At 67.4% G+C, this 21,233-nt stretch carries 17 protein-coding genes; 12 read left to right on the forward strand and 5 right to left on the reverse strand.

Annotated elements, in window-relative coordinates; translation table 11 throughout:
* The first annotated feature begins 62 nt into the window (after nt 1-62).
* The 8 genes from dusB to hflX all read left to right on the forward strand — a co-directional run bounded on the left by dusB (nt 63) and on the right by hflX (nt 9,604).
* Nucleotides 63-1,046 carry a tRNA dihydrouridine synthase DusB gene (dusB, locus tag Ga0080574_RS20345; protein ID WP_076703769.1) on the forward strand — a complete coding sequence of 328 codons (984 nt, stop codon included), beginning with the start codon at nt 63-65 and terminating at the stop codon, nt 1,044-1,046.
* The gene (locus Ga0080574_RS20350; RefSeq protein ID WP_076703770.1) at nt 1,043-2,128 is read left to right on the forward strand and encodes a two-component system sensor histidine kinase NtrB; all 1,086 of its coding nucleotides are present in this window, start codon (nt 1,043-1,045) and stop codon (nt 2,126-2,128) included. Before dusB ends, Ga0080574_RS20350 begins: the two co-directional genes overlap by 4 nt.
* Nucleotides 2,128-3,501 (forward strand): response regulator, encoded by a 1,374-nt coding sequence (locus Ga0080574_RS20355; RefSeq protein WP_076703771.1) that lies wholly within the window; start codon nt 2,128-2,130, stop codon nt 3,499-3,501. The genes Ga0080574_RS20350 and Ga0080574_RS20355 overlap by 1 nt, the downstream gene beginning before the upstream one ends.
* A gap of 147 nt (nt 3,502-3,648) precedes the next feature.
* Entirely contained in the window at nt 3,649-5,910 is a 2,262-nt protein-coding gene (locus Ga0080574_RS20360) for a sensor histidine kinase (protein WP_237219295.1), read from the forward strand.
* Complete coding sequence (gene ntrX, locus Ga0080574_RS20365) at nt 5,907-7,325, forward strand: nitrogen assimilation response regulator NtrX (protein ID WP_076703773.1); 1,419 nt, start codon at nt 5,907-5,909, stop codon at nt 7,323-7,325. Before Ga0080574_RS20360 ends, ntrX begins: the two co-directional genes overlap by 4 nt.
* On the forward strand, nt 7,306-7,926 hold the full coding sequence (locus Ga0080574_RS20370) for a hypothetical protein (protein ID WP_076703774.1): 621 nt from the start codon (nt 7,306-7,308) through the stop codon (nt 7,924-7,926). The genes ntrX and Ga0080574_RS20370 overlap by 20 nt, the downstream gene beginning before the upstream one ends.
* A 167-nt stretch (nt 7,927-8,093) precedes the next feature.
* Nucleotides 8,094-8,333, forward strand: coding sequence for an RNA chaperone Hfq (gene hfq / locus Ga0080574_RS20375; RefSeq protein ID WP_076703775.1), 240 nt, complete (start codon nt 8,094-8,096; stop codon nt 8,331-8,333).
* Nucleotides 8,334-8,350: 17 nt separating this feature from the next.
* Complete coding sequence (gene hflX / locus Ga0080574_RS20380; RefSeq protein WP_076703776.1) at nt 8,351-9,604, forward strand: GTPase HflX; 1,254 nt, start codon at nt 8,351-8,353, stop codon at nt 9,602-9,604.
* A 58-nt stretch (nt 9,605-9,662) separates the two neighbouring features.
* On the opposite strand, the gene Ga0080574_RS20385 is transcribed toward hflX, so the two are convergent.
* Together Ga0080574_RS20385 and Ga0080574_RS20390 are read right to left on the reverse strand one after the other, a co-directional pair.
* Complete coding sequence (locus tag Ga0080574_RS20385) at nt 9,663-10,607, reverse strand: phosphotransferase family protein (protein WP_076703777.1); 945 nt, start codon at nt 10,605-10,607, stop codon at nt 9,663-9,665.
* Nucleotides 10,604-13,075 carry a penicillin acylase family protein gene (locus Ga0080574_RS20390; RefSeq protein WP_076703778.1) on the reverse strand — a complete coding sequence of 824 codons (2,472 nt, stop codon included), beginning with the start codon at nt 13,073-13,075 and terminating at the stop codon, nt 10,604-10,606. Before Ga0080574_RS20390 ends, Ga0080574_RS20385 begins: the two co-directional genes overlap by 4 nt.
* Before the next feature lie 116 nt (nt 13,076-13,191).
* Between Ga0080574_RS20390 and Ga0080574_RS20395 the strand changes: the two genes are divergently transcribed.
* Nucleotides 13,192-14,064 (forward strand): NAD(P)-dependent oxidoreductase, encoded by an 873-nt coding sequence (locus Ga0080574_RS20395; protein ID WP_076703779.1) that lies wholly within the window; start codon nt 13,192-13,194, stop codon nt 14,062-14,064.
* 37 nt (nt 14,065-14,101) lie between these two features.
* Here Ga0080574_RS20395 and Ga0080574_RS20400 read toward each other — a convergent pair whose 3' ends face one another.
* Nucleotides 14,102-15,070, reverse strand: a complete 969-nt coding sequence (locus tag Ga0080574_RS20400; RefSeq protein WP_076703780.1) for a quinone oxidoreductase family protein — start codon at nt 15,068-15,070, stop codon at nt 14,102-14,104.
* 105 nt (nt 15,071-15,175) lie between these two features.
* On the opposite strand from Ga0080574_RS20400, the gene Ga0080574_RS20405 reads away from it, so the two are divergent.
* A complete protein-coding gene (locus tag Ga0080574_RS20405) occupies nt 15,176-16,012 on the forward strand; it encodes a LysR family transcriptional regulator (protein WP_076703781.1) in 837 nt (278 codons plus the stop codon).
* A 96-nt stretch (nt 16,013-16,108) separates the two neighbouring features.
* Here the strand turns inward: Ga0080574_RS20405 and Ga0080574_RS20410 are convergent, their stop codons facing one another.
* Entirely contained in the window at nt 16,109-16,534 is a 426-nt protein-coding gene (locus Ga0080574_RS20410) for an OsmC family protein (RefSeq protein WP_156876417.1), read from the reverse strand.
* A 514-nt stretch (nt 16,535-17,048) separates the two neighbouring features.
* Here Ga0080574_RS20410 and Ga0080574_RS20415 point away from each other — a divergent pair.
* Complete coding sequence (locus tag Ga0080574_RS20415; protein ID WP_076706082.1) at nt 17,049-19,946, forward strand: Rne/Rng family ribonuclease; 2,898 nt, start codon at nt 17,049-17,051, stop codon at nt 19,944-19,946.
* 98 nt (nt 19,947-20,044) lie between these two features.
* Here the strand turns inward: Ga0080574_RS20415 and Ga0080574_RS20420 are convergent, their stop codons facing one another.
* Nucleotides 20,045-20,269, reverse strand: a complete 225-nt coding sequence (locus tag Ga0080574_RS20420; protein ID WP_076703783.1) for a sulfurtransferase TusA family protein — start codon at nt 20,267-20,269, stop codon at nt 20,045-20,047.
* Between the two features lie 92 nt (nt 20,270-20,361).
* Between Ga0080574_RS20420 and Ga0080574_RS20425 the strand changes: the two genes are divergently transcribed.
* Nucleotides 20,362-21,114 carry a cytochrome c biogenesis CcdA family protein gene (locus Ga0080574_RS20425; RefSeq protein WP_076703785.1) on the forward strand — a complete coding sequence of 251 codons (753 nt, stop codon included), beginning with the start codon at nt 20,362-20,364 and terminating at the stop codon, nt 21,112-21,114.
* Nucleotides 21,115-21,233: the final 119 nt, after the last annotated feature.

Genomic DNA, 21,233 nt, shown 5'->3' on the forward strand with positions numbered 1-21,233 from the left:
AAACAATTGAATATACTTGGGCCTCAGGTTACCTCCCAAGCATCTGCACAAGGAATAGGCGCTTGAAACTCCCTCTGGGCGACCGGTCGATCTCCCCTCCCGTCCTGCTGGCCCCGCTGGCAGGCATTACGGACCTGCCGTTCCGCTCTCTGGTGGCGCGCTGGGGGGCGGGGCTTGTGGTCTCCGAGATGATCGCGAGCGGCGAGTTTCTCACCGCGCGCCCCGGCACGCGGGAAAAGGCCGAGCTTGGGGCGGGAATCGAGAACACCTCCGTCCAGATTGCAGGCCGCGCGCCCGAGCCGATGGCCGAGGCCGCGCGCATGGTGGCCGATATGGGCGCGCGCGTGATCGACATCAATATGGGCTGCCCGGCCAAGAAGGTGACCGGCGGCTATTCCGGCTCGGCGCTGATGCGCGAGCCCGACCACGCGCTGCGGCTGATCGAGGCGGTGGTGGGCGCGGTCGACGTGCCGGTGACGCTGAAGACGCGGCTCGGCTGGGATGGCGACACGCTCAACGCCGCCGATCTGGCGCGCCGGGCCGAGGCGGCAGGGGTGCGGATGATTGTGATCCACGGTCGCACGCGCTGCCAGTTCTACAAGGGCCGCGCCGACTGGGCGGCAATCCGCGCGGTGAAAGAGGCGGTCTCGGTACCGGTGGTGGCCAATGGCGACATCGTGGACGCCGCCAGCGCCCGCGAGGCGCTGCGGCTTTCGGGTGCCGACGGGGTGATGGTGGGCCGTGGCGCGCAGGGCGCGCCCTGGCGGCTGGCTGAGATCGCGCATGCGCTTTACGGCGCGCCGGCGCCGGTGGTGCCGCGCGGGGCGGATCTGACGGAAATCGTGCTGGAGCATTATGAAGCGATGATCGCGTTTTACGGCGCCGACCTGGGTGTGAGATGCGCCCGAAAACATCTCGGCTGGTATATGGATGCCGCCGGCACCGCGCCGCAGATGCGCCGCGAGATCCTGACCGAGCGCGACCCCGCGCAGGTGCGGGCGCGGCTGCGTGCGGCGCTCGAAGACGCGCTGGCGGAGGCGGCATGAACAGCGAATTGCAGATGCAGCTCTGGTCCTCGCTGCCGGTGCCGGCCATCCTGCTGGATGCCGAGGAGCGTATCGCCGACATGAACCCGGCCGCCGAGGGCTTCATGAACAATTCGGCGAAATGGCTAATCGGCCAGCCGATCTGGGACCGGCTGGCGGTCGACGCGCCGCTGGAGGAAAGCCTGGCGCGGGCGCGCGAACACGGCACGCCGCTTTTCGTCAACGATGTGGATGTTGGCACCGGCGCGCGCGCGCCGCTGGTCTGCAACCTCCAGATCGCGCCGGTGCAGAACTATCCCGGCTGGTTCATCATGCTGATTTCCCCGCGCGAGCTGGCGGGGCGCATGACCCAGAGCCATTCGGTGAAATCCGCCGCGAAATCCGCCATCGGCATGGCCGAGATGCTGGCGCATGAGATCAAGAACCCGCTCGCCGGCATCACCGGCGCGGCGCAGCTTCTGAGCATGAACCTGTCGAAAGAGGATCTCGAGCTCACCGACCTCATCGTCGCCGAGACCCGCCGCATCGTGAAGCTGCTCGAACAGGTCGAGCAGTTCGGCAATCTCTCGGCGCCCGAGAAGAAGCCCGTCAACATCCATGACGTGCTCGACCGCGCCCGCCGCTCGACCCAGCTCGGCGTCGGCGCGCATATGAAATTCATCGAGGATTACGACCCCTCGCTGCCGCTGGCCTTCGGCGATCCCGACCAGCTGTTGCAGGTGGTGCTGAACCTCCTGAAGAACGCGGCAGAAGCCGCCGACCCGAAAGAGGGCGGAACGATCCGGCTGCACACGTTCTATGAACATTCCTTCCGGATGCGCCGCGCCGACGGCACCACGCAGAAGCTGCCCCTTCAGGTCGAGGTGATCGACGACGGCCCCGGTCTGCCCGACGACATCAAGGGCGATGTGTTCGACCCCTTCGTTTCGGGGAAGGAGAACGGCACCGGGCTGGGGCTGGCGCTGGTCTCCAAGATCATCTCGGACCATGACGGCTGGATTTCCGTGGATTCCGTTCCCGGCCGCACGGTCTTTCGCATTTCGCTTCCGCGCGCCCCGCGCGAGACAGAGGAGAAGAGATAATGGACGGCACGGTTCTAGTCGCAGACGACGACCGCACGATCCGGACGGTTCTGACCCAGGCGCTGACCCGCGCGGGCTGCAAGGTGCATGCCACCAGTTCGCTGACCACGCTGATGCGCTGGGTCGGCGAGGGCAAGGGCGACGTGGTGATCTCCGACGTGGTCATGCCCGACGGCAACGGGCTCGAGATGCTGCCCAAGATCCATCAGGACCGGCCCGATCTGCCGGTGATCGTGATCTCGGCGCAGAACACCATCATGACGGCGATCCAGGCGGCCGAGGCCGAGGCCTACGATTACCTGCCCAAGCCCTTCGACCTGCCGGACCTGATGAAGCGCACCGCCAAGGCGCTCGACAATCGCAACCGCGCGCCCAAGCGCGACGAGGTGGCGACGATCGGCGCCGACGGACCGGACGAGCTGCCGCTGGTGGGCAAGACCCCGGCGATGCAGGCGCTTTACCGCCTCGTGGCGCGGGTGATGAACACCGATCTGCCGGTGCTGATCTCGGGCGAGAGCGGCACGGGAAAATCGCTCATCGCCCGCGCGGTGCATGATTTCTCCGACCGCCGCACGCTGCCCTTCATCACCGTGACCGGCGCCGACCTGTCCGATCTCGAAGGCCCGGCGCGGGTGCTGGCGCGGGTCAAGGGCGGCACGCTTTTGATCGACGAGATCACCGACATCCCCGACGAGATCCAGGCGCGCGTGGTGCGCATGATGGATATCCCGGGCGAGCATGTGCCGCGCTTCATGGCCACCTCGCAGGGCGATCTGGCCCAGGCGATGGAGGAGGGCCATGTCCGGCAGGATCTCTATTACCGGCTCTCCGGCGCCACGATCAACGTGCCGAGCCTGCGCGAACGGGTCGAGGATATCGCCCTGCTGACCGAGCATTTCCTCGCCCGCTCCGAGCGCGAGGGCGCGCCCAAGCGCTGGCTTTCCAAGGATGCCGCCGAGCTTTTCCGCGCCTATAGCTGGCCGGGCAATGTGCGCCAGCTTGAAAACGCCGTGCGCCGGCTCAGCCTGACCTCGCGCGCCGAAGAGATCAGCCGCTCCGAGGTCGAGGCGGTGCTGGGCAATCAGCCCGATACCGGCCCGATCCTGCGCGGCGGCGATGCCGAAAAGCTCGGCACCTCGGTGGCCCGCCACCTGCGCCGCTATTTCGACCTGCACGGCAATATGCTGCCGCCGCCGGGGCTCTATGCCCGCATCCTCAAGGAGGTCGAGGCGCCGTTGATCGAGATCGCGCTCGAGGCCACCGGCGGCAATCAGGCGAAATGCGCCGATCTGCTGGGAATCAATCGCAATACTTTGCGCAAGAAGATCACCGATCTGGATATTCGCGTGACACGCCGCCGCAAACTGATGTAAAAGGGTCACATAGATGTGGCCGCGCTGCTTCGTTTTCGGACGGGGTGGCGAAGAAGCCACAGGATATGGCGGTCCGCTGCTTCGAGCAGCACATCCTGGTGAGGTATATCTGTGGCCACTCGGGCACGGAAATCTATGGCGCGTAGCATGACCTGGACGCGGCTGAGCCGTCTGCGGCGTCAGCGGCGGGTGCAGAACGTGGCGACGCTGGGGCTCGTGCTGCTGGGGCCGGTGCTGGCCTTTGCCACCTTCATGGTGCTGGGGCCGCTCGACAGCGGCAAGGGCACCGAGATGAGCCTGCGGCTCGTGCTGCTGGCCGATCTGGTCTATGTGCTGCTGCTGGCGGCGCTGGTGCTGTTCCGCGTGGCGCGGATGATCTCGGACCGGCGGGCGCAATCGGCGGGGTCGCGCCTGCACCTGCGGCTCACCGGGGTCTTTGCGCTGATGGCGCTGCTGCCCACGGTCACCGTCGCGGTTTTTGCGGTGCTCACCATCAATATCGGTCTGGAAACCTGGTTCTCCAGCCGCGTGCAGAACGTGGTGGGCGCCTCGCTCGCCGCCGCAGAGGCCTATGAGGCCGAGCAGCGTCGCGGGCTGAGTGAGGACGTAGAGGCGCTGGGGCGCTTTCTAGATGCCGCGCGTCGGGCGAATTTCGCTTTGGATGACGGGGATATACGGCAGATTCTTCAACAAGGGCAGGGGCAGATCCAGCGCGGGCTGCGCGAGGCCTATGTGATCGACGGCAGCGCCGAGATCCGCGCCCGGGGCGAGCGCTCCTATCTCTTCGATTATGAACAGCCGACCATCGCCCAGATCGCGCAGGCCGGCGAACAGGGGCTGGTGCTGATCCCCGATTGGGACAATCACGAACTGCGCGCGCTGGTGCCGCTCGATGCCTTTGCCGACCGCTTCTTGTACGTCAGTCGAGAAGTGGACGGCAACCTCCTGAATTTGCTGGATGAAACGCAGGCGACCGCGCAGTTCTACCAGCAGCAGGAAAGCGAACGGGGCCGGCGGCTCTTCGATTTCGCGCTGCTCTATCTGGGCTTTGCGGTGCTGCTGATCCTCGCCGCCACCTGGCTCGGCCTGTGGTTCGCCGAACGCCTCGCGCGCCCGGTGGGGCGCCTCACCGGCGCGGCGCAGCGGGTCGGCGGCGGCGATCTCGACGTGCAGGTCATCGAGGACGAAGGCGACGACGAGATCTCCATGCTCGGGCGCTATTTCAACCAGATGACCCGGCAGCTCAAGGCGCAGCGCGAGACGCTGCTGGAGAACACCCGCCAGATCGAGCGCCGGCAGCGGCTGTTCGATTCCGTGCTGTCTTCGGTCACCTCCGGGGTGGTGGGGCTCGACGATAGCGGGCGGGTGACCTTCGTGAACCGTTCCGCGGAGCGGTTGCTGGGCTGGCACGAGACCAAATCCGAGCTGCCGATCACCGTCGCGGTGCCGGAATTCGGCGCGCTGTTCGAAAAGCTGCGCGGCAGCGGGCAGGAGACGGCGCAGGAAGAGGTGAAGGTCAGCCGCGAAGGCCGGCTGGAGCACCTGCTGGTGCGGCTCTCTGTGCGCCGCCGTCAGGACGGCTCGCTCGAGGGCTATGTGATCGCCTTCGACGACGTGACCGATCTGGTCAGTGCGCAGCGCATGGCGGCCTGGGGCGACGTGGCGCGCCGCATCGCGCATGAGATCAAGAACCCGCTGACCCCGATCCGGCTCTCGGCGGAGCGCATCAAGCGCAAGTTCGGCCGCATGGTCGAGGGCGAGGATGCCGAGAAGCTGGGCCAGATGACCGAGGTCATCGTGCGCCAGACCGAGGATCTGCGCCGCATCGTCGACGAGTTCAGCAAGTTCGCCCGCATGCCCGAGCCCGAGCGCCGGCCCGAGGACGTGGTGGCGCTGCTGCGCGGCGCGGCGCTGTTGCAGGAGACCGGGCAGCCGGATGTGCGTTTTGTCATCGACCTGCCGGAGGTGGAGATGCCCGCCGAGCTCGACGCCACCATGATCGGCCAGGCGTTGACGAACCTCATCAAGAACGCCGGAGAGGCCATTGAATCGCTTCAGGAAAAAGGCGTGCCAGAGGGCTATGTTCCAGAGATCCGCGTGAGCCTTGTCGAAGAGGACGGGCGCGCGCTGATCCGCATCATGGACAATGGCATCGGCCTGCCGGAGGACCGCGCGCGGCTCTTCGAACCCTATGTGACCACCCGCGACAAGGGCACCGGGCTCGGCCTGCCCATCGTGAAGAAGATCATCGAGGAGCATGGCGGCAGCCTTGCCCTTGAGGATGCGCCGCTATTCGACGGCGCCACCCATGCCGGCGCGATGGCGGTGATCCGCCTGCCGCTCGGGCTCACGCCGGCACGGTCGAGCCATATGAACAGAGTGATTTCAGAACTAGAGGGGCAGACATGAGCGATATTCTGATCGTGGACGACGAGCGCGACATTCGCGAGCTGATCGGCGACATCCTCGAGGACGAGGGCTACACCACGCGGCTGGCGGCGAATTCGACCGAGGCGATGACAGAGGTCAATGCCGAACCCCCCGGGCTGCTGATCCTCGACATCTGGCTGAAGGACAGCAAGATGGACGGGATCGACATCCTCAAGACCGTCAAGCGCGACAATCCCGATATCCCGATCATCATCATCTCGGGCCACGGCAATATCGAGATCGCGGTCGCGGCGATCAAGCAGGGCGCCTATGACTTCATCGAAAAGCCCTTCAATATCGACCAGTTGCTGGTGGTGATCCGGCGCGCGATGGAGACCTCGCAGCTGCGGCGAGAGAACAGTCAGCTCAAGCGGCGCGAGACCGAGGTGGCGCAGATGGTGGGCGAAAGCGCCGCGTTCCGCGCGCTGGTCAGCCAGCTCGACAAGGTGACGAAATCCAATGGACGCGTGATGCTCACCGGGCCCGCGGGCAGCGGCAAGGAGGTGGCGGCGCGCTACATCCATGCCCATTCCGGCCGTGCGCAGGGGCCGTTCGTGACGGTGAACTGCGCCGGCGTCGCGCCCGAGACCATGGAAGAGGTGCTGTTCGGTCGCGAGACGCCCGAGCGCGGCATCGAACCGGGGCTGCTGGAGCAGGCGCATGGCGGCGTGGTCTATTTCGACGAGGTCGCCGACATGCCGCTCGGCACCCAGTCCAAGATCCTGCGCGTGCTGGTCGACCAGAGCTTTACCCGCGTCGGCGGCGCCGACAAGGTGCGGGTCGATCTGCGGGTGATCTCCTCGACCAACCGCGATCTCGACGAGGAAATCGCGGCGGGCCGCTTCCGTCAGGAGCTTTATCACCGGCTCAACGTGGTGCCGATCGCGGTGCCCTCGCTGGAGGACCGCCGCGAGGATATTCCGATGCTCGCCGGCTATTTCATCGAGGCCTGCAACAAGTCGCAGGGCCTGCCGGTGCGGCCGCTTTCCGAGGATGCGATTGCGCTGATGCAGACGATGATCTGGCCGGGCAATGTGCGCCAGCTCAAGAACCTGGTGGAGCGGGTGCTGATTTTGGGCGAGGGCACTGGCCCCATCGAGGCGCGCGAGCTGCCGCAGGAGGCGCCCGCGGGTGGCGACGAAGAGGGGCGCGTGGTGCTTTCGGGCACGCTGGCGACCCTGCCGCTGCGCGAGGCGCGCGAGGCCTTCGAGCGGGAATATCTGCTCACCCAGATCAACCGGTTCGGCGGCAATATCTCGCGCACTGCGGCCTTTGTCGGCATGGAGCGCTCGGCGCTGCACCGCAAGCTGAAATCGCTGGGCGTGGTGACCGGCTCGAAATCCGGCGGGCGCATCGCCTATGTGGACGAGGATCATGTTCAGCAGGCGGGGTGAGCGGCGGCATCTGCGCGCAGTTGCGCTGAGCATGCTGATCGCGGCGCTGGCGGGATGTTCGGCGCCGGTGGTCTCGACCCAGGCCTCGGAGACAAGCGCGAGCGCCAGCGCACAGGAGGCGCGGATTGCCGAGGTCGCGGCGGAGCTGCGCGCGCTGGGGCCAGGGGTCGACCCGGCAGAGGCGGAACGCGCGGCGCGCATCGCTGTGTTGAAGCCGCTCGACTGGGCGCGCGAATGGCGCGTGGTCGATCCGCCGCTGGTGCATAATTTCAAGGTGGTGAACGGGTTCCGCGACAAGGGCGTCTGCCAGGACTGGGCCGATGCGCTGGAGATCGCGCTGCATGCGGAGGGCTTCCGCACGCTGGAGCTGCACCGGGCCATCGCCAATGCCCGCAATCTCAGCCTCGAACACGCGACCGTGGTGGTCACCGCGCGCGGCCAGAACTGGGAGCAGGGGCTGATCCTCGATCCCTGGCGTCTGGGGCAGGGCCGGCTCTGGTCGGCGCGGGTGCAGGAGGATCCGCGCTACATCTGGGAATCGCGCGAGGCGGTACGGGCCTGGCATCGCGACTGGAAGGCGCGCACGCCGGCAGCGGGCTAGCGCGCTCCGCGCCGTCCTGCCTGCCGCGCGGGCAGTGAGCGGCACGCCGCCCGGCTTTCGGGCAGCGACCGGATTTTTGCACTGGAAGTTCCGGAACCCGCGATACATACTCGGCCGGAAGAGGGAAAGCCGCAAAGCGGCAAAAGGCAAGAACAAAGGCAATTTCAATGGCTTCGGACAGACAAAACCTTCAGGACGCGTTTCTCAACCATGTCCGCAAAACCAAGGTTCCGGTCACTGTATTCCTCATCAACGGCGTGAAATTGCAGGGTGTCATCACCTGGTTCGACAATTTCTGCGTGCTTCTGCGCCGCGACGGGCAGTCGCAGCTGGTCTACAAGCATGCGATTTCGACGATCATGCCGTCGCAGCCGATCAACCTGTATGACGGCGACGGCAGCGATTGAAGGAACACGCAACGCATGTGACCCGCGCCTGGGTCCTGCATCCTGACATCCGCTCGGATCGCGACCGACGCGATGCCGAGATGGCTCTGGAAGAGGCGATGGCGCTGGCTGCCGCGCTCCCCGACCTGGAGGTCGCGGGGGGTATTGTCGTGCCGTTGCGCGATCCGCACCCGGGCACGCTCTTCGGCTCCGGCAAGATCGCCGAGCTGAAGGCGCAGCTCGAGGAGGACGAGATCGAGCTGGTGCTGGTCGACGGGCCGGTGACGCCGGTGCAGCAGCGCAATCTGGAAAAGGAATGGGGCGTTAAGCTGCTCGACCGGACCGGGCTGATCCTCGAGATCTTCTCCGACCGGGCGGCGACGCGCGAGGGCGTGTTGCAGGTCGAGATGGCGGCGCTTTCCTATCAGCGCACGCGGCTGGTGCGGGCCTGGACCCACCTTGAGCGTCAGCGCGGGGGGCTGGGCTTTGTCGGCGGCCCCGGCGAGACGCAGATCGAGGCGGACCGGCGCGCCATCGACGAACAGCTCGTGCGGCTGCGCCGGCAGCTCGATAGGGTGGTCAAGACCCGCGATCTGCACCGCAAGGCGCGCGCCAAGGTGCCGTATCCCATCGTCGCGCTGGTGGGCTATACCAACGCGGGAAAATCCACGCTGTTCAACCGGCTGACCGGCGCCGAGGTGATGGCCAAGGACATGCTCTTTGCCACGCTCGACCCGACCATGCGGGCGGTGCGGCTGCCCACGGGAATCGAGGTGATCCTGTCGGACACGGTGGGGTTCATCTCTGACCTGCCGACCGAGCTGGTGGCCGCCTTCCGCGCCACGCTCGAAGAGGTGCTGGCGGCCGATATCATCCTGCATGTGCGCGATATCTCGCATCCCAATACCGAGGAGCAGGCGCGCGATGTCGCGGCGATCCTGAGCTCTCTGGGCGTGCGCGAGGAGGTGCCGCTGCTGGAGATCTGGAACAAGACCGACCGGCTGGAGCCGGAGGCGCGCGCGGCGGTCGCAACGCGGGCCGAGCGCGAGGAGACGGTCTTTGCGGTCTCGGCGCTGACCGGCGACGGGCTCGACCCGATGTTGCAGGCGGTGACCGGGCGGCTTCAGGGCGAGACCGTGGAAGAGGCGCTGGTGCTGGGCTTCGACGACGGGCGCCGGCGGTCCTGGCTCTTCGGCAAGGGGCTGGTGCAGGACGAGCGTCAAGAGGAGGACGGGTTCCACCTCACAGTGCGCTGGTCGGCGAAGGATCGGGCGCAGTTCGAAACGCTCTGAGCGGGGCCAAGCGTTTTTGAAAACGCTTGCAAATTCCTTGGAAGGAATTTGTGGCGCCTCAGGCGAAGAGCGGCGCTTCGGCGGCCAGGATTTCGCGCGCGGCAAGGTAGCGTGCGCTCTGCCGCAACGACGGCGCGTCCGGCGTGGCGGCCCAGATCCCCAGCGCAAAGAGCCTCTGCAGGACAAGCGACACCTGCGGGTCGGTTCCGGTCTCGCCATAGCCGCGACGCAGCGCCTCGGCGCTGCGGTGGAGATCTTCCGCTGTGCCCGGCTGCGCCATGGCATCGACGAGCAGCGCCACCAGATCGCGCAGCGGCTCGTCCGGCCTGTCATTCTCGAAATCGAGCCCGACCAGCCCGGTGTCCGTGGCGACGAGATTCGACAGGTGCAGGTCGCGATGGGTCACCGCGCGCCGTGCCGGCCTGCCGCGCAGTTCCAGGGCCAGCGCCTCCAGCGCCGCCACCTCGGCACGAAACGCCGCGATCTCGGGGATGGCGCGCTTGCCCTCCGCATGCCAGCCGAGCAGCCGGTGCAGCCAGGCGATCTGGCCCTTGGGCCGGAACGGATGCGCCTCGGCGCTCAGATCATGCAGCGCCGCCAGCCAGCGCCCGGCGTCTTCAAGCCGCGCTCTGGCCTCATCGGCGCTCAGATGCGGCCAGAGCGCGGCGAGGCTCGGTCCGTCCGCATAGGTCATGCCCAGCACCAGCCGCGCCTCATCGAAGAACAGCACGTCTGGCGCCCGACCGGGCAGGGCGCCGGCCACCGCCGCCTGCCGCGCCGCCTGGGCGCGGGCCTTCTCGGCCCCGGCGGGGGCGAAGACCTTGACCGTCAGCCGCTCTTCGGGATGGGCCGCGCAAAAGACCTGTGCGCGCAGCGGCTTGTCGATGTTCTTGAGACAGCCCAGCCCGTAATCGCGCCCGGGCCGCCGCTCCGCCAGCGCCGCGCGGGCCAGCGCCCGCGCCTCGGGCTTGTCGAGATGCGTGGCGCCGGCGGGGCCGGTCATTGCGCGCTCGGAACCAGTTGCGTTACCCCGATCGAGGCTGCCCGCGCCAGCCCGGCATCGAGCGACATCGGGATATATTCGCCGCGCCGCCAGAGCGTGCCGAGATCGTCGTAATGGCGCGACAGGAAATGCCCCGATTGCCCGGTGGAATTGATAAAGACCGAGCTGTCGGGATCGGCGAAATCGTAGACGCCGCGATATGTGGCGCCATGCACGCTGAGGAAGGGCTCGGGATCGCGGCCCGATGTGCGCCCGCGCTCCAGGGTGAAATCGCCGCCCGAACTGCTCTGGCGGATATTGACGAAATAGCGCAGCAGCGGGATGTCGCCCAGCACCGTATGCTTGTGCATCGCCTGATGCGCATCGCCCCAGCGCAGGCTTTCCAGCGCCGTGCCATACTGCTCGCCGATCCAGACCAGCGCGTCGTCGAGCGCCATGCGCGAGATGTCCGAGCAGCTCTCCACCGCGACCGAGCGGATCACGTCGCACCAGACCCCGGCGCCGTCCACATTGCGATAGACCCGCTCGATGAACAGCGGCTCTACATGGTCGAAGGCATCGGCCAGCGGCCCCAGCTCGTCGCGGATCAGCCGCTCCTGAAGCGCGCGCAGCCAGGCGGCGTAGATCAGCGGCTCGGGCAGATGCTCGTTCATCTCGCCGTTCCAGTTCGCCAGCAGCTCCAGCGCGCGCTGGCGCTGACGCTCCGGCGTGCCGGCGGGGGCGGCCTCTCCGGTATACCAAAGATCGCGCCCGATCAGCGGCAAGAGCGTGCGCGCGGCGGGCGACACGGTGTCGAGCTGGGCCTCGATGAAACTGTCGCGCGTGTGCACCTGACGGCCCTGCATGAGCTGGGTCCAGCGCATCACCCGCTGGCTGTCGCCCCAGTCATAGCTCACATGCAGCGGGAAGGGCCGGTCGATGATCTTGTTGTTGGTGTTGCCGACGATGCCGCCCGCCGGGTCGGTCCAGACCGGGTTGGAGGCGTCGGGCAGCATGCCCTGCCAGCGATTGGCCTCGATCCAGCCGGGCGAGGGCAGGCGGCCCTGGCTCTGATGCGCGGCGTCGCGGCGCGGCATGGCGCCCACCAGTTTCAGCCCGATATGCTCGCGGTCGATCACCGTCAGCATCTGCGCGGGCGCCACGTAGAGCGGTGCGGCCTCCAGCGCCTCCTCGACGCTGCCCGCCCGCATCAGCCGCAGCGCGCCGCTGAGCGAGCTGTCCTCACCCGAGAGCGCCGTCCAGCTCATGCTGACCACATGGCCGGGCGGGGTGATCGCCTCCAGATCGAAGCGGCTTTTCGGCAGCACGGGGCCGTTGTCGGTCCAGCGCAGGGTGACGGTGACCGGGGCCTCGTCCTTGATCTCGACGATGGTGCGGCGGGTCTCGAAGCGTTTCCAGCCGTCGGGCGTGCGGTATTCCTGCGGATTGTCGGGGTTCAGCTCTTCGATATAGAGATCCTGATCGTCCAGATAAGACGAGGTGATCCCCCAGGCCAGCCGCTGCGAGCGGCCCAGCATCACCGCCGGCACGCCGGGAATGGTGCCGCCGATCACGCCGCCCCCCGCCAGTTGCAGCCGTGCCAGATACCAGGTCGAGGGCGCGGTAAAGCCCAGATGCGGGTCGTTGGCCAGCAGCGTGCCGCCGCCCGCCGAACGCGAGGGCGCCGCAGCCCAGGCGTTGGAGGCGCCGGCAAAGCCGCGCTCGGGAACCGGCGAGAGCGGGCCCTCCGGATGCGGCGTGCCGGCATAGCGCGGCATGGTCTTGCCGGGAAACAGGCTGGCATATTCGGGCAGCGCGGCGGTGCCGCTGCCCGGCGCGTCGGGCAGGATATCGGCCAGCCGGTCGGGATCGGGCAGCAGCAGCGAGGTACGGGCGCGCAGGATCTCGTCGCGGAACTGGCCGGAGAGTTGCAGCGCCATGAGCTTGACCAGCGCGATGCTGTCGGCGGGCTGCCAGGGGGCCACCGGCGCGTTGAACAGGAAAAACTCCGGCGCGCCGCGCCCGAGGCTCTCGGCATTGATCTCGTCGATGCGCGTGTTCACACCGGCGGCATAGGCGCGCAGCGCCGCCATTGCCTGCGGATCCTGCGCCGCCACCGAACGCACCGCCAGCGGATAGAGATCGAGCCGCCGCATCAGCAGGTCGGTGTCGAGCGTGCGCCGTCCGAAGATCTCCGACAGCCGCCCCTGCACCGTGCGCCGCATCAGCACCATCTGCCAGAGCCGGTCCTGCGCATGGGCATAGCCCAGCCCGAAAAACGCATCCGCGTCGGTTTCGGCAAAGATATGCGGCACCGCGGAATTGTCGCGCACGATCTCGACCCCGGCGCCGATACCGTCCACCGCCAGCTCCTTGTCGTAATCGGGCAGCGAGCGCGAGGCGAGGTAATAGACCAGCGCCACCACGATGACGGTCAGAAAGATCGCCGCCGAGGCGAGCCTGAGAAGCCATCGGAAGAGTGTCGCCATCAAGAATGCCCCGCGGTTTCCGGTTTTCCGGGGCTTAGCGCGCCACCGCCCCCTTGCCAAGGGGCGGGGCAGGCGCGACAACGGGTTGGACGTCAGCGATAACGGGAGGTTGAACCATGGCAAAATGCGCGTTTCTGGGGCTCGGCGTGATGGGCTATCCGATGGCGGGCCATATGGCTGCGGCGGGCCATGAGGTCACGGTCTACAACCGCACCGCCGCCAAGGCGGAGAAATGGGTCGCCGAGCATGGCGGCAAGATGGCGCCGACCCCGCGCGAGGCCGCCGAGGGCGCGGAGTTCGTCATGGCCTGTGTGGGCAATGACGACGATCTGCGCGCGGTTTGCCTCGGCGCCAGCGGCGCGTTTTCCGGCATGACCGAAAGCGCGATCTTCGTCGATCACACCACGGTCAGCTCGATGGTCACGCAGGAGCTTTATGCGGTCGCCAAGAAGAACGGCGTCGGCTTTGTCGACGCGCCGGTCTCGGGCGGGCAGGCGGGGGCGGAAAACGGCCAGCTCGTGGTGATGTGCGGCGGCGATGCGCCCGATTACGCCATGGCCGAGCCGGTGATCGACGCCTATGCCAAGCTCTGCAAGCGCATCGGCGACAGCGGCGCCGGGCAGAAATGCAAGATGGTCAACCAGATCTGCATCGCCGGGCTGGTGCAGGGGCTCTCCGAAGGGCTGGCCTTTGCCGAGAAGGCGGGCATCGACGGGCGCGCGGTGGTCGAGGTGATCGGCGGCGGCGCGGCGGGCTCCTGGCAGATGGTTAACCGCTACGAGACCATGCTGGACGACAAGTTCGAGCACGGTTTCGCGGTCGACTGGATGCGCAAGGATCTGGCGATCTGCCTCGCCACCGCCGAGGAAACCGGTGCGGCGCTGCCGGTCACCGCGCTGGTCGATCAGTTCTACAAGGATGTGCAGGCGATGGGCGGCGGCCGCTGGGACACGTCGAGCCTGATCAAGCGGCTGAAATCCTTCGGATGAGCCGGGCGGCGGGGCCGCGCCCGGCTCACGCTGCCGCTCAGGTGGTCAGGATGCTCGCCCCGGTGCCCTGGCCGCTTTCCAGCGCCGCCAGCGCCTCTGCGGCTTCGGCGAACGGGTAGATCCGCGCCGGCGCCACCGCGATGCCGCGCCCGATCATCTCGAACACCGCCGCACCCGCCGCGCGATAGGCCTCCGGATCGGCGGCGAAGGCCATGATGCTCGGTCGGGCAAAGCGGATCATGCGCCTCGGCGCGATCTCGGCCACGGCGAGGGCCGGGCTCTCGCCCGCCGCCTGGCCGATGCTTGCCACCGTGCCGTCCGCGCGGGTGCAGGCGATACTCTGGCGCAGACGGTCGCCGCCGACCCCATCGATGGCGAAATCCACCCCCGCGCCCTCCGTCAGCGCCCCGATCTCCGGCTCCAGCGCCGTATCGCGCCCGGTGATGACGTGATCCGCCCCCAGCCGCGTCGCGATCTCTGCCTTCTCGGGCGTGCTCACGGTGCCGATCACCGTCGCGCCGAGCGCCTTTGCCCATTGCGTCAGCAACCCGCCGAGCCCGCCCGCCGCCGCCTGGATCAGCACGGTGCCTTGCGGCCCCACCCGATGGATCCGGCTCAGCAGCATATGCGCCGTCATGCCGCGCAGCATCGAAGCGGCGGCGATCTTCGCGCCGATGGCATCGGGCAGCGGCAGCGCCCGCCATGCCGGCAGCAGCCGCTGCGTCGCAAACCCTCCGGGCTGGGCGCAATAGGCGACGCGCTGGCCGATGGCAAAACCCGACACGCCGTCACCGACCGCCTCGACAACGCCGCAGCCTTCAACGCCGGGAATCGCCGGATCGGGCAGCGGATAGAGCCCGGTACGGAAATAGCTGTCGATGAAATTGACACCGATCCGCTCCTGCCGGAGGCGCAGCGTGCCGGGGCCGGGCGCACCGGGCTCCCAATCGATGCGCTGCAAACGCCCCTCGCGGCCCGGGGTCACCAGTCTGAATGCCTGTTCCATTGATCGTCCTCACTTTCCCGGCCGATCATAGGGCTTGCAAAATGTGCGTAAATTATCGAAATATTTAAGATATATGGGAATAAATTCACATCATCCGGCAAAGCCATGAACTGGGACGATCTCCGCCATTTCGCCTGTTTCGCCGAGGCCGGTTCGCTTTCCGGCGCGGCGCGGCATCTGAAGGTGGAACATGCCACCATCGCGCGCCGGATTGCGGCGCTCGAAGCAGAGCTGAACCTGAAACTGGTGGACCGGCGCGGGCGCAGACTTGTGCTGACGCCGGCGGGCAAACGCATCGCCGCGCTCTCGGCGCAGATGCAGGGCGAGGCGGAGAGCGTGCTGCGCTACGCCCGCAGCGCGACGATGACGGTGAGCGGCGATGTCACGATCAGCGCGCCGCCGGCCTTTGCCGCGGCGCTGATGGCCGCACCGCTCACCGGCCTGCGCATGCAGCATCCCGAACTGAATGTCTTTATCTCCGGCGACATCCACACCGTCTCGCTGGAGCGCCGGGAGGCCGATATCGCGATCCGCCTGCACCGGCCCGAGCGCGGCGCGCTGACGGCGGTAAAACTGGGCGAGATCGCCTTCCGCCTCTATGCGCGTCCCGATTATCTGGGCGACAGGGCAGAGACCGACTGGGACTATATCCGGCTGGGCGGCGCGCTCGCGCAGGCGCCGCAGCAAAGCGCGCTTGGCGATCGGGCCACGGGCGGGGGGCTGGCCGCGGATCAGATCGAGATGCAACTCGCCCTGGCGCGCGCCGGCGCGGGCGTCGCCATGCTGCCCGATTTCCTCGCCGCCTCCGATCCGGCACTGACGAGCGCCGCAGCGGGCGCACCGCCGCTGACGCGCGAGGTCTGGCTGATCTGTCACACAGACATGACAGCATCGGCCCCGGTGCGCGCCGTGTTCGAGACGCTGAAGACCATGCGCGTCTGAGACGCGGCGCTTTGCCGGTTTCCATTGGCTGAAAATATCCCGGAGGTGAAGCGCGCCCCGGCGCGCGAAGGGGGCAGCGCCCCCTCCTGCCGGCCCTCAGCCAAGCAGCGCGTCCATGGTGATCTCGGCATCGAGCAGCTTCGAGATCGGGCAGTTTTCCTTGGCGGTCTGCGCCGCCTTGGCGAAGTCCTCTTCCGAGGCGCCCGGCACCTTGGCGGTCACATCGAGGTGGCTCTTGGTCACCGAGAACCCGTCACCATCCTTCTCCAGCGACACGGTCGCGGCGGTCGAAATGTCCTTGGCGGTGAAACCGGCTTCACCGAGGATCTTGCTCAGCGCCATCGAAAAGCAGCTCGCATGGGCGGCGCCGATCAGCTCCTCGGGATTGCTCCCCGGTTCGCCCTCGAAGCGCTTGTTGAACCCGTAATTAACGGCGCTCAAAGCGCCCGACTCCGTAGAGATCGTGCCCGTGCCGTCCTTGAGGCCGCCCTTCCAGTTCGCGGATCCCGTCTTGCGGATCATGTCGTACTCCTTCGCGGTTTGTGTCACCTGACGCCGTTGCGGCGCCTTCCCAAGCCAACGCGCATGCGGGCGCAGGGTTGCATCGGCGGCACGCCGTCGCCGCCGGCAAGGGCATATTCATGCTGGCTTCACATTCCATATTGTCTTTTCCACACCCGTTCCCTTATGCTGGCGGTCAGGCCTCCCAAGATCCGGGGCCGACAGAGTTTCGCTGCACCGGCGATGTCCTTTTTTCCCGGGGACCCGGCGCAGACCGATCGGGCCGCAAGGCCACCCGAAGACCGCCCGCACCGCACAGACGCGACGGGCCGTAAACAGGCGCAGCACGGGCAGTCCCGCGCATGCGTCGGAGAAGAACCGCGATGAAGCGTGCGACGCAGACGAGGCACCAGGGCGAAGGCAGACCGTCTTCCCGTGCCTGCGCGCCGCAACTCGCCCAGACAAGCCACGCCGCAACACCTCTTCGTCCCCCTCCTGGAGGAGCAGGGGCGCTTGCGCCGTGCAGACGGACAACATGGCAAAGAAAATGCTCATCGACGCCACCCACGCGGAAGAAACCCGCGTTGTGGTGGTCGACGGAAACAAGGTCGAGGAATTCGACTTCGAATCGGAGAACAAGCGGCAGCTAGCCGGCAATATCTATCTCGCCAAGGTCACGCGGGTAGAGCCCTCGCTCCAGGCGGCCTTTGTGGATTACGGCGGCAACCGCCACGGTTTCCTCGCCTTCTCCGAGATCCATCCCGATTATTACCAGATCCCCGTCGCCGACCGTCAGGCGCTGATGGAGGAAGAGGCCGCGCTCGCCGCCGAGGCGGATGACGAGGACGAATCCGACCGCGAAAAGTCGCGCGCCCGCAATTCCCGGTCGCGGTCGCGCCGGTCGCGCTCGCGCTCCAAGGCGGAAAAAACCAAGAGCGACGACAAGACCACATCGGCGGATGTCTCCGAAATCAAGGGGATGGAAACCATCGACCTCGACGCGGAGTCGCAGGGCGAGGGCAGCGCGGGCGACGACACCGCCGAGGGGCTCTCCCCCATGGAGCTGGTCGCCGAGGCCCCGGTCGCGGAACCTGCCGAAACCGCCGAAGAGGCGGGCAGCGCCGATGAGGCGCCCGCCGCGGCCGAAGAGGCGTCGAAACCCGATGCGGCAGAGGCTGCGCCCGTCGAAGACGAGGCGCCCGCAGCCGCGCCTGCGGCCGACGAGAGCGACGACGACGACAGCGACGACGATACTGACGACGACGCCCCGCGCGACGACAGCATCGAATCCGTCGCCGATGACGACACCGAGGAAGACATCCGTCCCAAGCGCAAGCCGCGCCCGCGGAAATACAAGATCCAGGAAGTCATCAAGGTGCGCCAGATCATGCTGGTGCAGGTCGTCAAGGAAGAGCGCGGCAACAAGGGCGCGGCGCTCACCACCTACCTGTCGCTGGCGGGCCGCTACTGCGTGCTGATGCCCAACACCGCCCGGGGCGGCGGCATCTCGCGCAAGATCACCAACGCCACCGACCGTTCCAAGCTCAAGCAGATCGCGCAGGAGATCGACGTGCCCAAGGGCGCGGGCCTGATCATCCGCACCGCCGGCGCCAAGCGCACCAAGACCGAGATCAAGCGCGACTACGAATATCTCCAGCGGCTCTGGGAACAGATCCGCGAGCTCACGCTCAAAAGCATCGCGCCCGCCAAGATCTATGAAGAGGGCGACCTGATCAAACGCTCGATCCGCGACCTCTACAATCGCGAGATCGACGAAGTCCATGTGGAAGGCGAAAAGGGCTACCGCATCGCCAAGGACTTCATGAAGATGATCATGCCGTCCCACGCCAAGAACGTGAAACACTATGTCGATCCGATGCCGCTCTTCGCGCGCTATCAGGTCGAGAGCTATCTCAGCTCCATGTTCAACCCGACGGTGCAGCTCAAGTCGGGCGGCTATATCGTGATCGGCGTCACCGAGGCGCTGGTCGCCATCGACGTGAACTCGGGCCGCGCCACCAAAGAGGGCTCGATCGAGGAAACCGCGCTCAAGACCAACCTGGAAGCCGCCGAGGAGGTGGCCCGCCAGCTCCGCCTGCGCGACCTGGCCGGTCTGATCGTGATCGACTTCATCGACATGGAAGAGCGCAAGAACAACGCCGCCGTCGAGAAGAAGCTGAAGGACAAGCTCAAGACCGACCGCGCCCGCATTCAGGTGGGCCGGATCTCGGGCTTCGGCCTGCTCGAAATGTCGCGCCAGCGCCTGCGCCCCGGCATGATCGAGGCGACGACCCAGCCGTGCCCGGCCTGCCACGGTACCGGCCTGATCCGCTCCGACGACAATATGGCGCTCAACATCCTGCGCCAGATCGAGGAGGAGGGCACCCGCCGCCGCTCGCGCGAGGTGCTGGTGAAATGCCCGGTGGGCATCGCCAACTACCTGATGAACCAGAAGCGCGAACATGTGGCGCAGATCGAGGCCCGCTACGGCATGGCGGTGCGGATCGAGGGCGACATGCATCTGGTCTCGCCCGATTTCTCCATGGAGAAATTCAAGACCGCCACCCGCAACGTCGCCGAGGTGCTGGCGCCGGTGGTCTCGGTCGATACCTCGCTGATGGATCAGATCGACGAGGACATCCCCGCCGAGGAGGAAGAGGACGAGGCCACGGGCGAGGTCACGCCCCCCGAGGCCGAAAACGGTTCGGACGAGGACAGCAAGCCCAAGAAACGCCGTCGTCGTCGCCGCCGCTCGCGCTCCAAGAACAAGGAGAACGGTGAGGACAATGGCAACGGCTCCGGCGACGAGGGCGATTCGAACGACGCCTCCGACAAGCCCGCCGAGACCAAGGCAGAGCCCGCGCCGGCCGAAACCGCCGATGACGCCGCACCCGCGGCGGAAGAGGCGGCCCCCGCGTCCGAGGAGGCCGAGCCCCCGGCCAAGCCGAAACGGACCCGTTCGCGCTCGCGCTCGAAAACCCCGAAAGCGGCCCCTGCCGAGGACAGTGCCGAGGCAGCCCCCGCCGCGGAGCCGACGCCCGCCGAGCCCGCTGCCGAACCCACCGAGGCACCGGCCTCCGAAGAGATGCCCGCCACCGAGCCCGTCGCCGCAGAGCCGGCCCTGGAACCGGTCGCGGAAGCGCCTGTTGCCGAGCCGGTGACCGGGGACAGCCCCGCAGCGGAACCGGTCGCGGAAGAGGCCCCGGCGCAGGAGCCTGCTGCTCCCGAAGCGCCCGTCGCGGAAGACAGCCCCGCCGAGGATACGCCCGCTGCCGAGGCGCCGGCCCCGTCCGAGGAATCGACTACCGAGGCGCCGGCAGAAGAGCAGGCCGAAGCGCCCGCCGAGCCGGAACCCGTGGCCGAGACGGTGGAGGCCGAGGACGATGGCGAGGACAAGCCCAAGCGGCGCGGCTGGTGGTCCATCGGCCGCTGAGCCAGCCCTCGACGAACGAAAAAGCCCCGGATCCGCTCCGGGGCTTTTTGCATCGAAACGCGACGTAGGGTGGGCAATCTGCCCACCGTCCCCCGCGTCTACATATCGCCCCGGCGGATCACCCAGATCGTGACGCTGCCCTCCTCCTGCTGCGCCTCCAGCGCATGCCCGGCCTCGGCGCAGAAATGCGGCATGTCCACCACCGCCACCGGATCGTCCGTGCGCACGCGCAGCACCGCGCCGGGCGCCAGCGCCAGCATGTGCTTGCGGGTCTTCAGAACGGGCAGGGGGCAGAGCAGCCCCGTGGCATCGAGCTCTTCCATGCGCCCCGATTACGCGCGCCGGCACCGCCTGTCCACGGGGATGTGACCCTGCGCCGCGTGACGGCGCCGCCGTTATCTTCTATGAGCGGCATATGTTCGGAATCGACCTCATCGACGCCAGCCTCTGGCCGGCCATGTTCGTGGCGCTCGCCGCCGGGATCGTCTCGTTCCTGAGCCCCTGCGTGCTGCCCATCGTGCCGCCCTATCTGGCCTTCATGTCCGGCGTCAGCATCGCCGAGATGGAGGCCGGTGGCCGCGCCCGGCTGCGCGCCTTCCTCGCCGCGCTGTTCTTTGTGCTGGGGCTCTCGACGGTCTTTGTGCTGCTCGGCTTCACCGCCTCCTGGCTGGGCATGTTCTTCCTGCAGAACCAGCTGCTTCTGGCGCGGATCTCCGGCGTGGTGGTGATTGTCTTCGGGCTGCATTTCCTGCATGTCTTCCGCATCCCCTTCCTCGACCGCGAGGCGCGGATCGAGACCGGCGAGACCGGCGGCTCCGCCTTCGGCGCCTATATTCTCGGGCTCGCCTTCGCCTTCGGCTGGACCCCCTGCATCGGTCCTCAGCTCGGCGCGATCCTGTCGATGGCCGCCTCCGAGGCCTCGGTGGCGCGCGGCACGGTGCTGCTGGCGGTCTATGCGGCAGGGCTGGGGCTGCCCTTCCTGCTGGCGGCGGTGTTCCTCAGCCGCGCCAGGGGGATCATGAACCGGCTCAAGCGCCACATGGCGCTGATTGAAAAGGTCATGGGCGGGCTGCTGATCGTGGTCGGGCTGATGCTGCTCACCGGTGCCTTCTCCGCCTTCTCCTTCTGGCTGCTGGAAACCTTTCCGGCGCTGGGGGAACTGGGCTGATCCGGGCTTCACCTTTCCCGAAATACTCAAAAAACCGCGCCCTCGGGCGTGCCTCCGGCGGGAGTATTTGGAGAAAGATGAAAGACAGTCCGCTGTCCGATACGCGCCACACTCTTGCC

The sequence above is a fragment of the Salipiger abyssi genome, from assembly GCF_001975705.1.
GTDB classification, from domain to species: Bacteria; Pseudomonadota; Alphaproteobacteria; order Rhodobacterales; family Rhodobacteraceae; genus Salipiger; species Salipiger abyssi.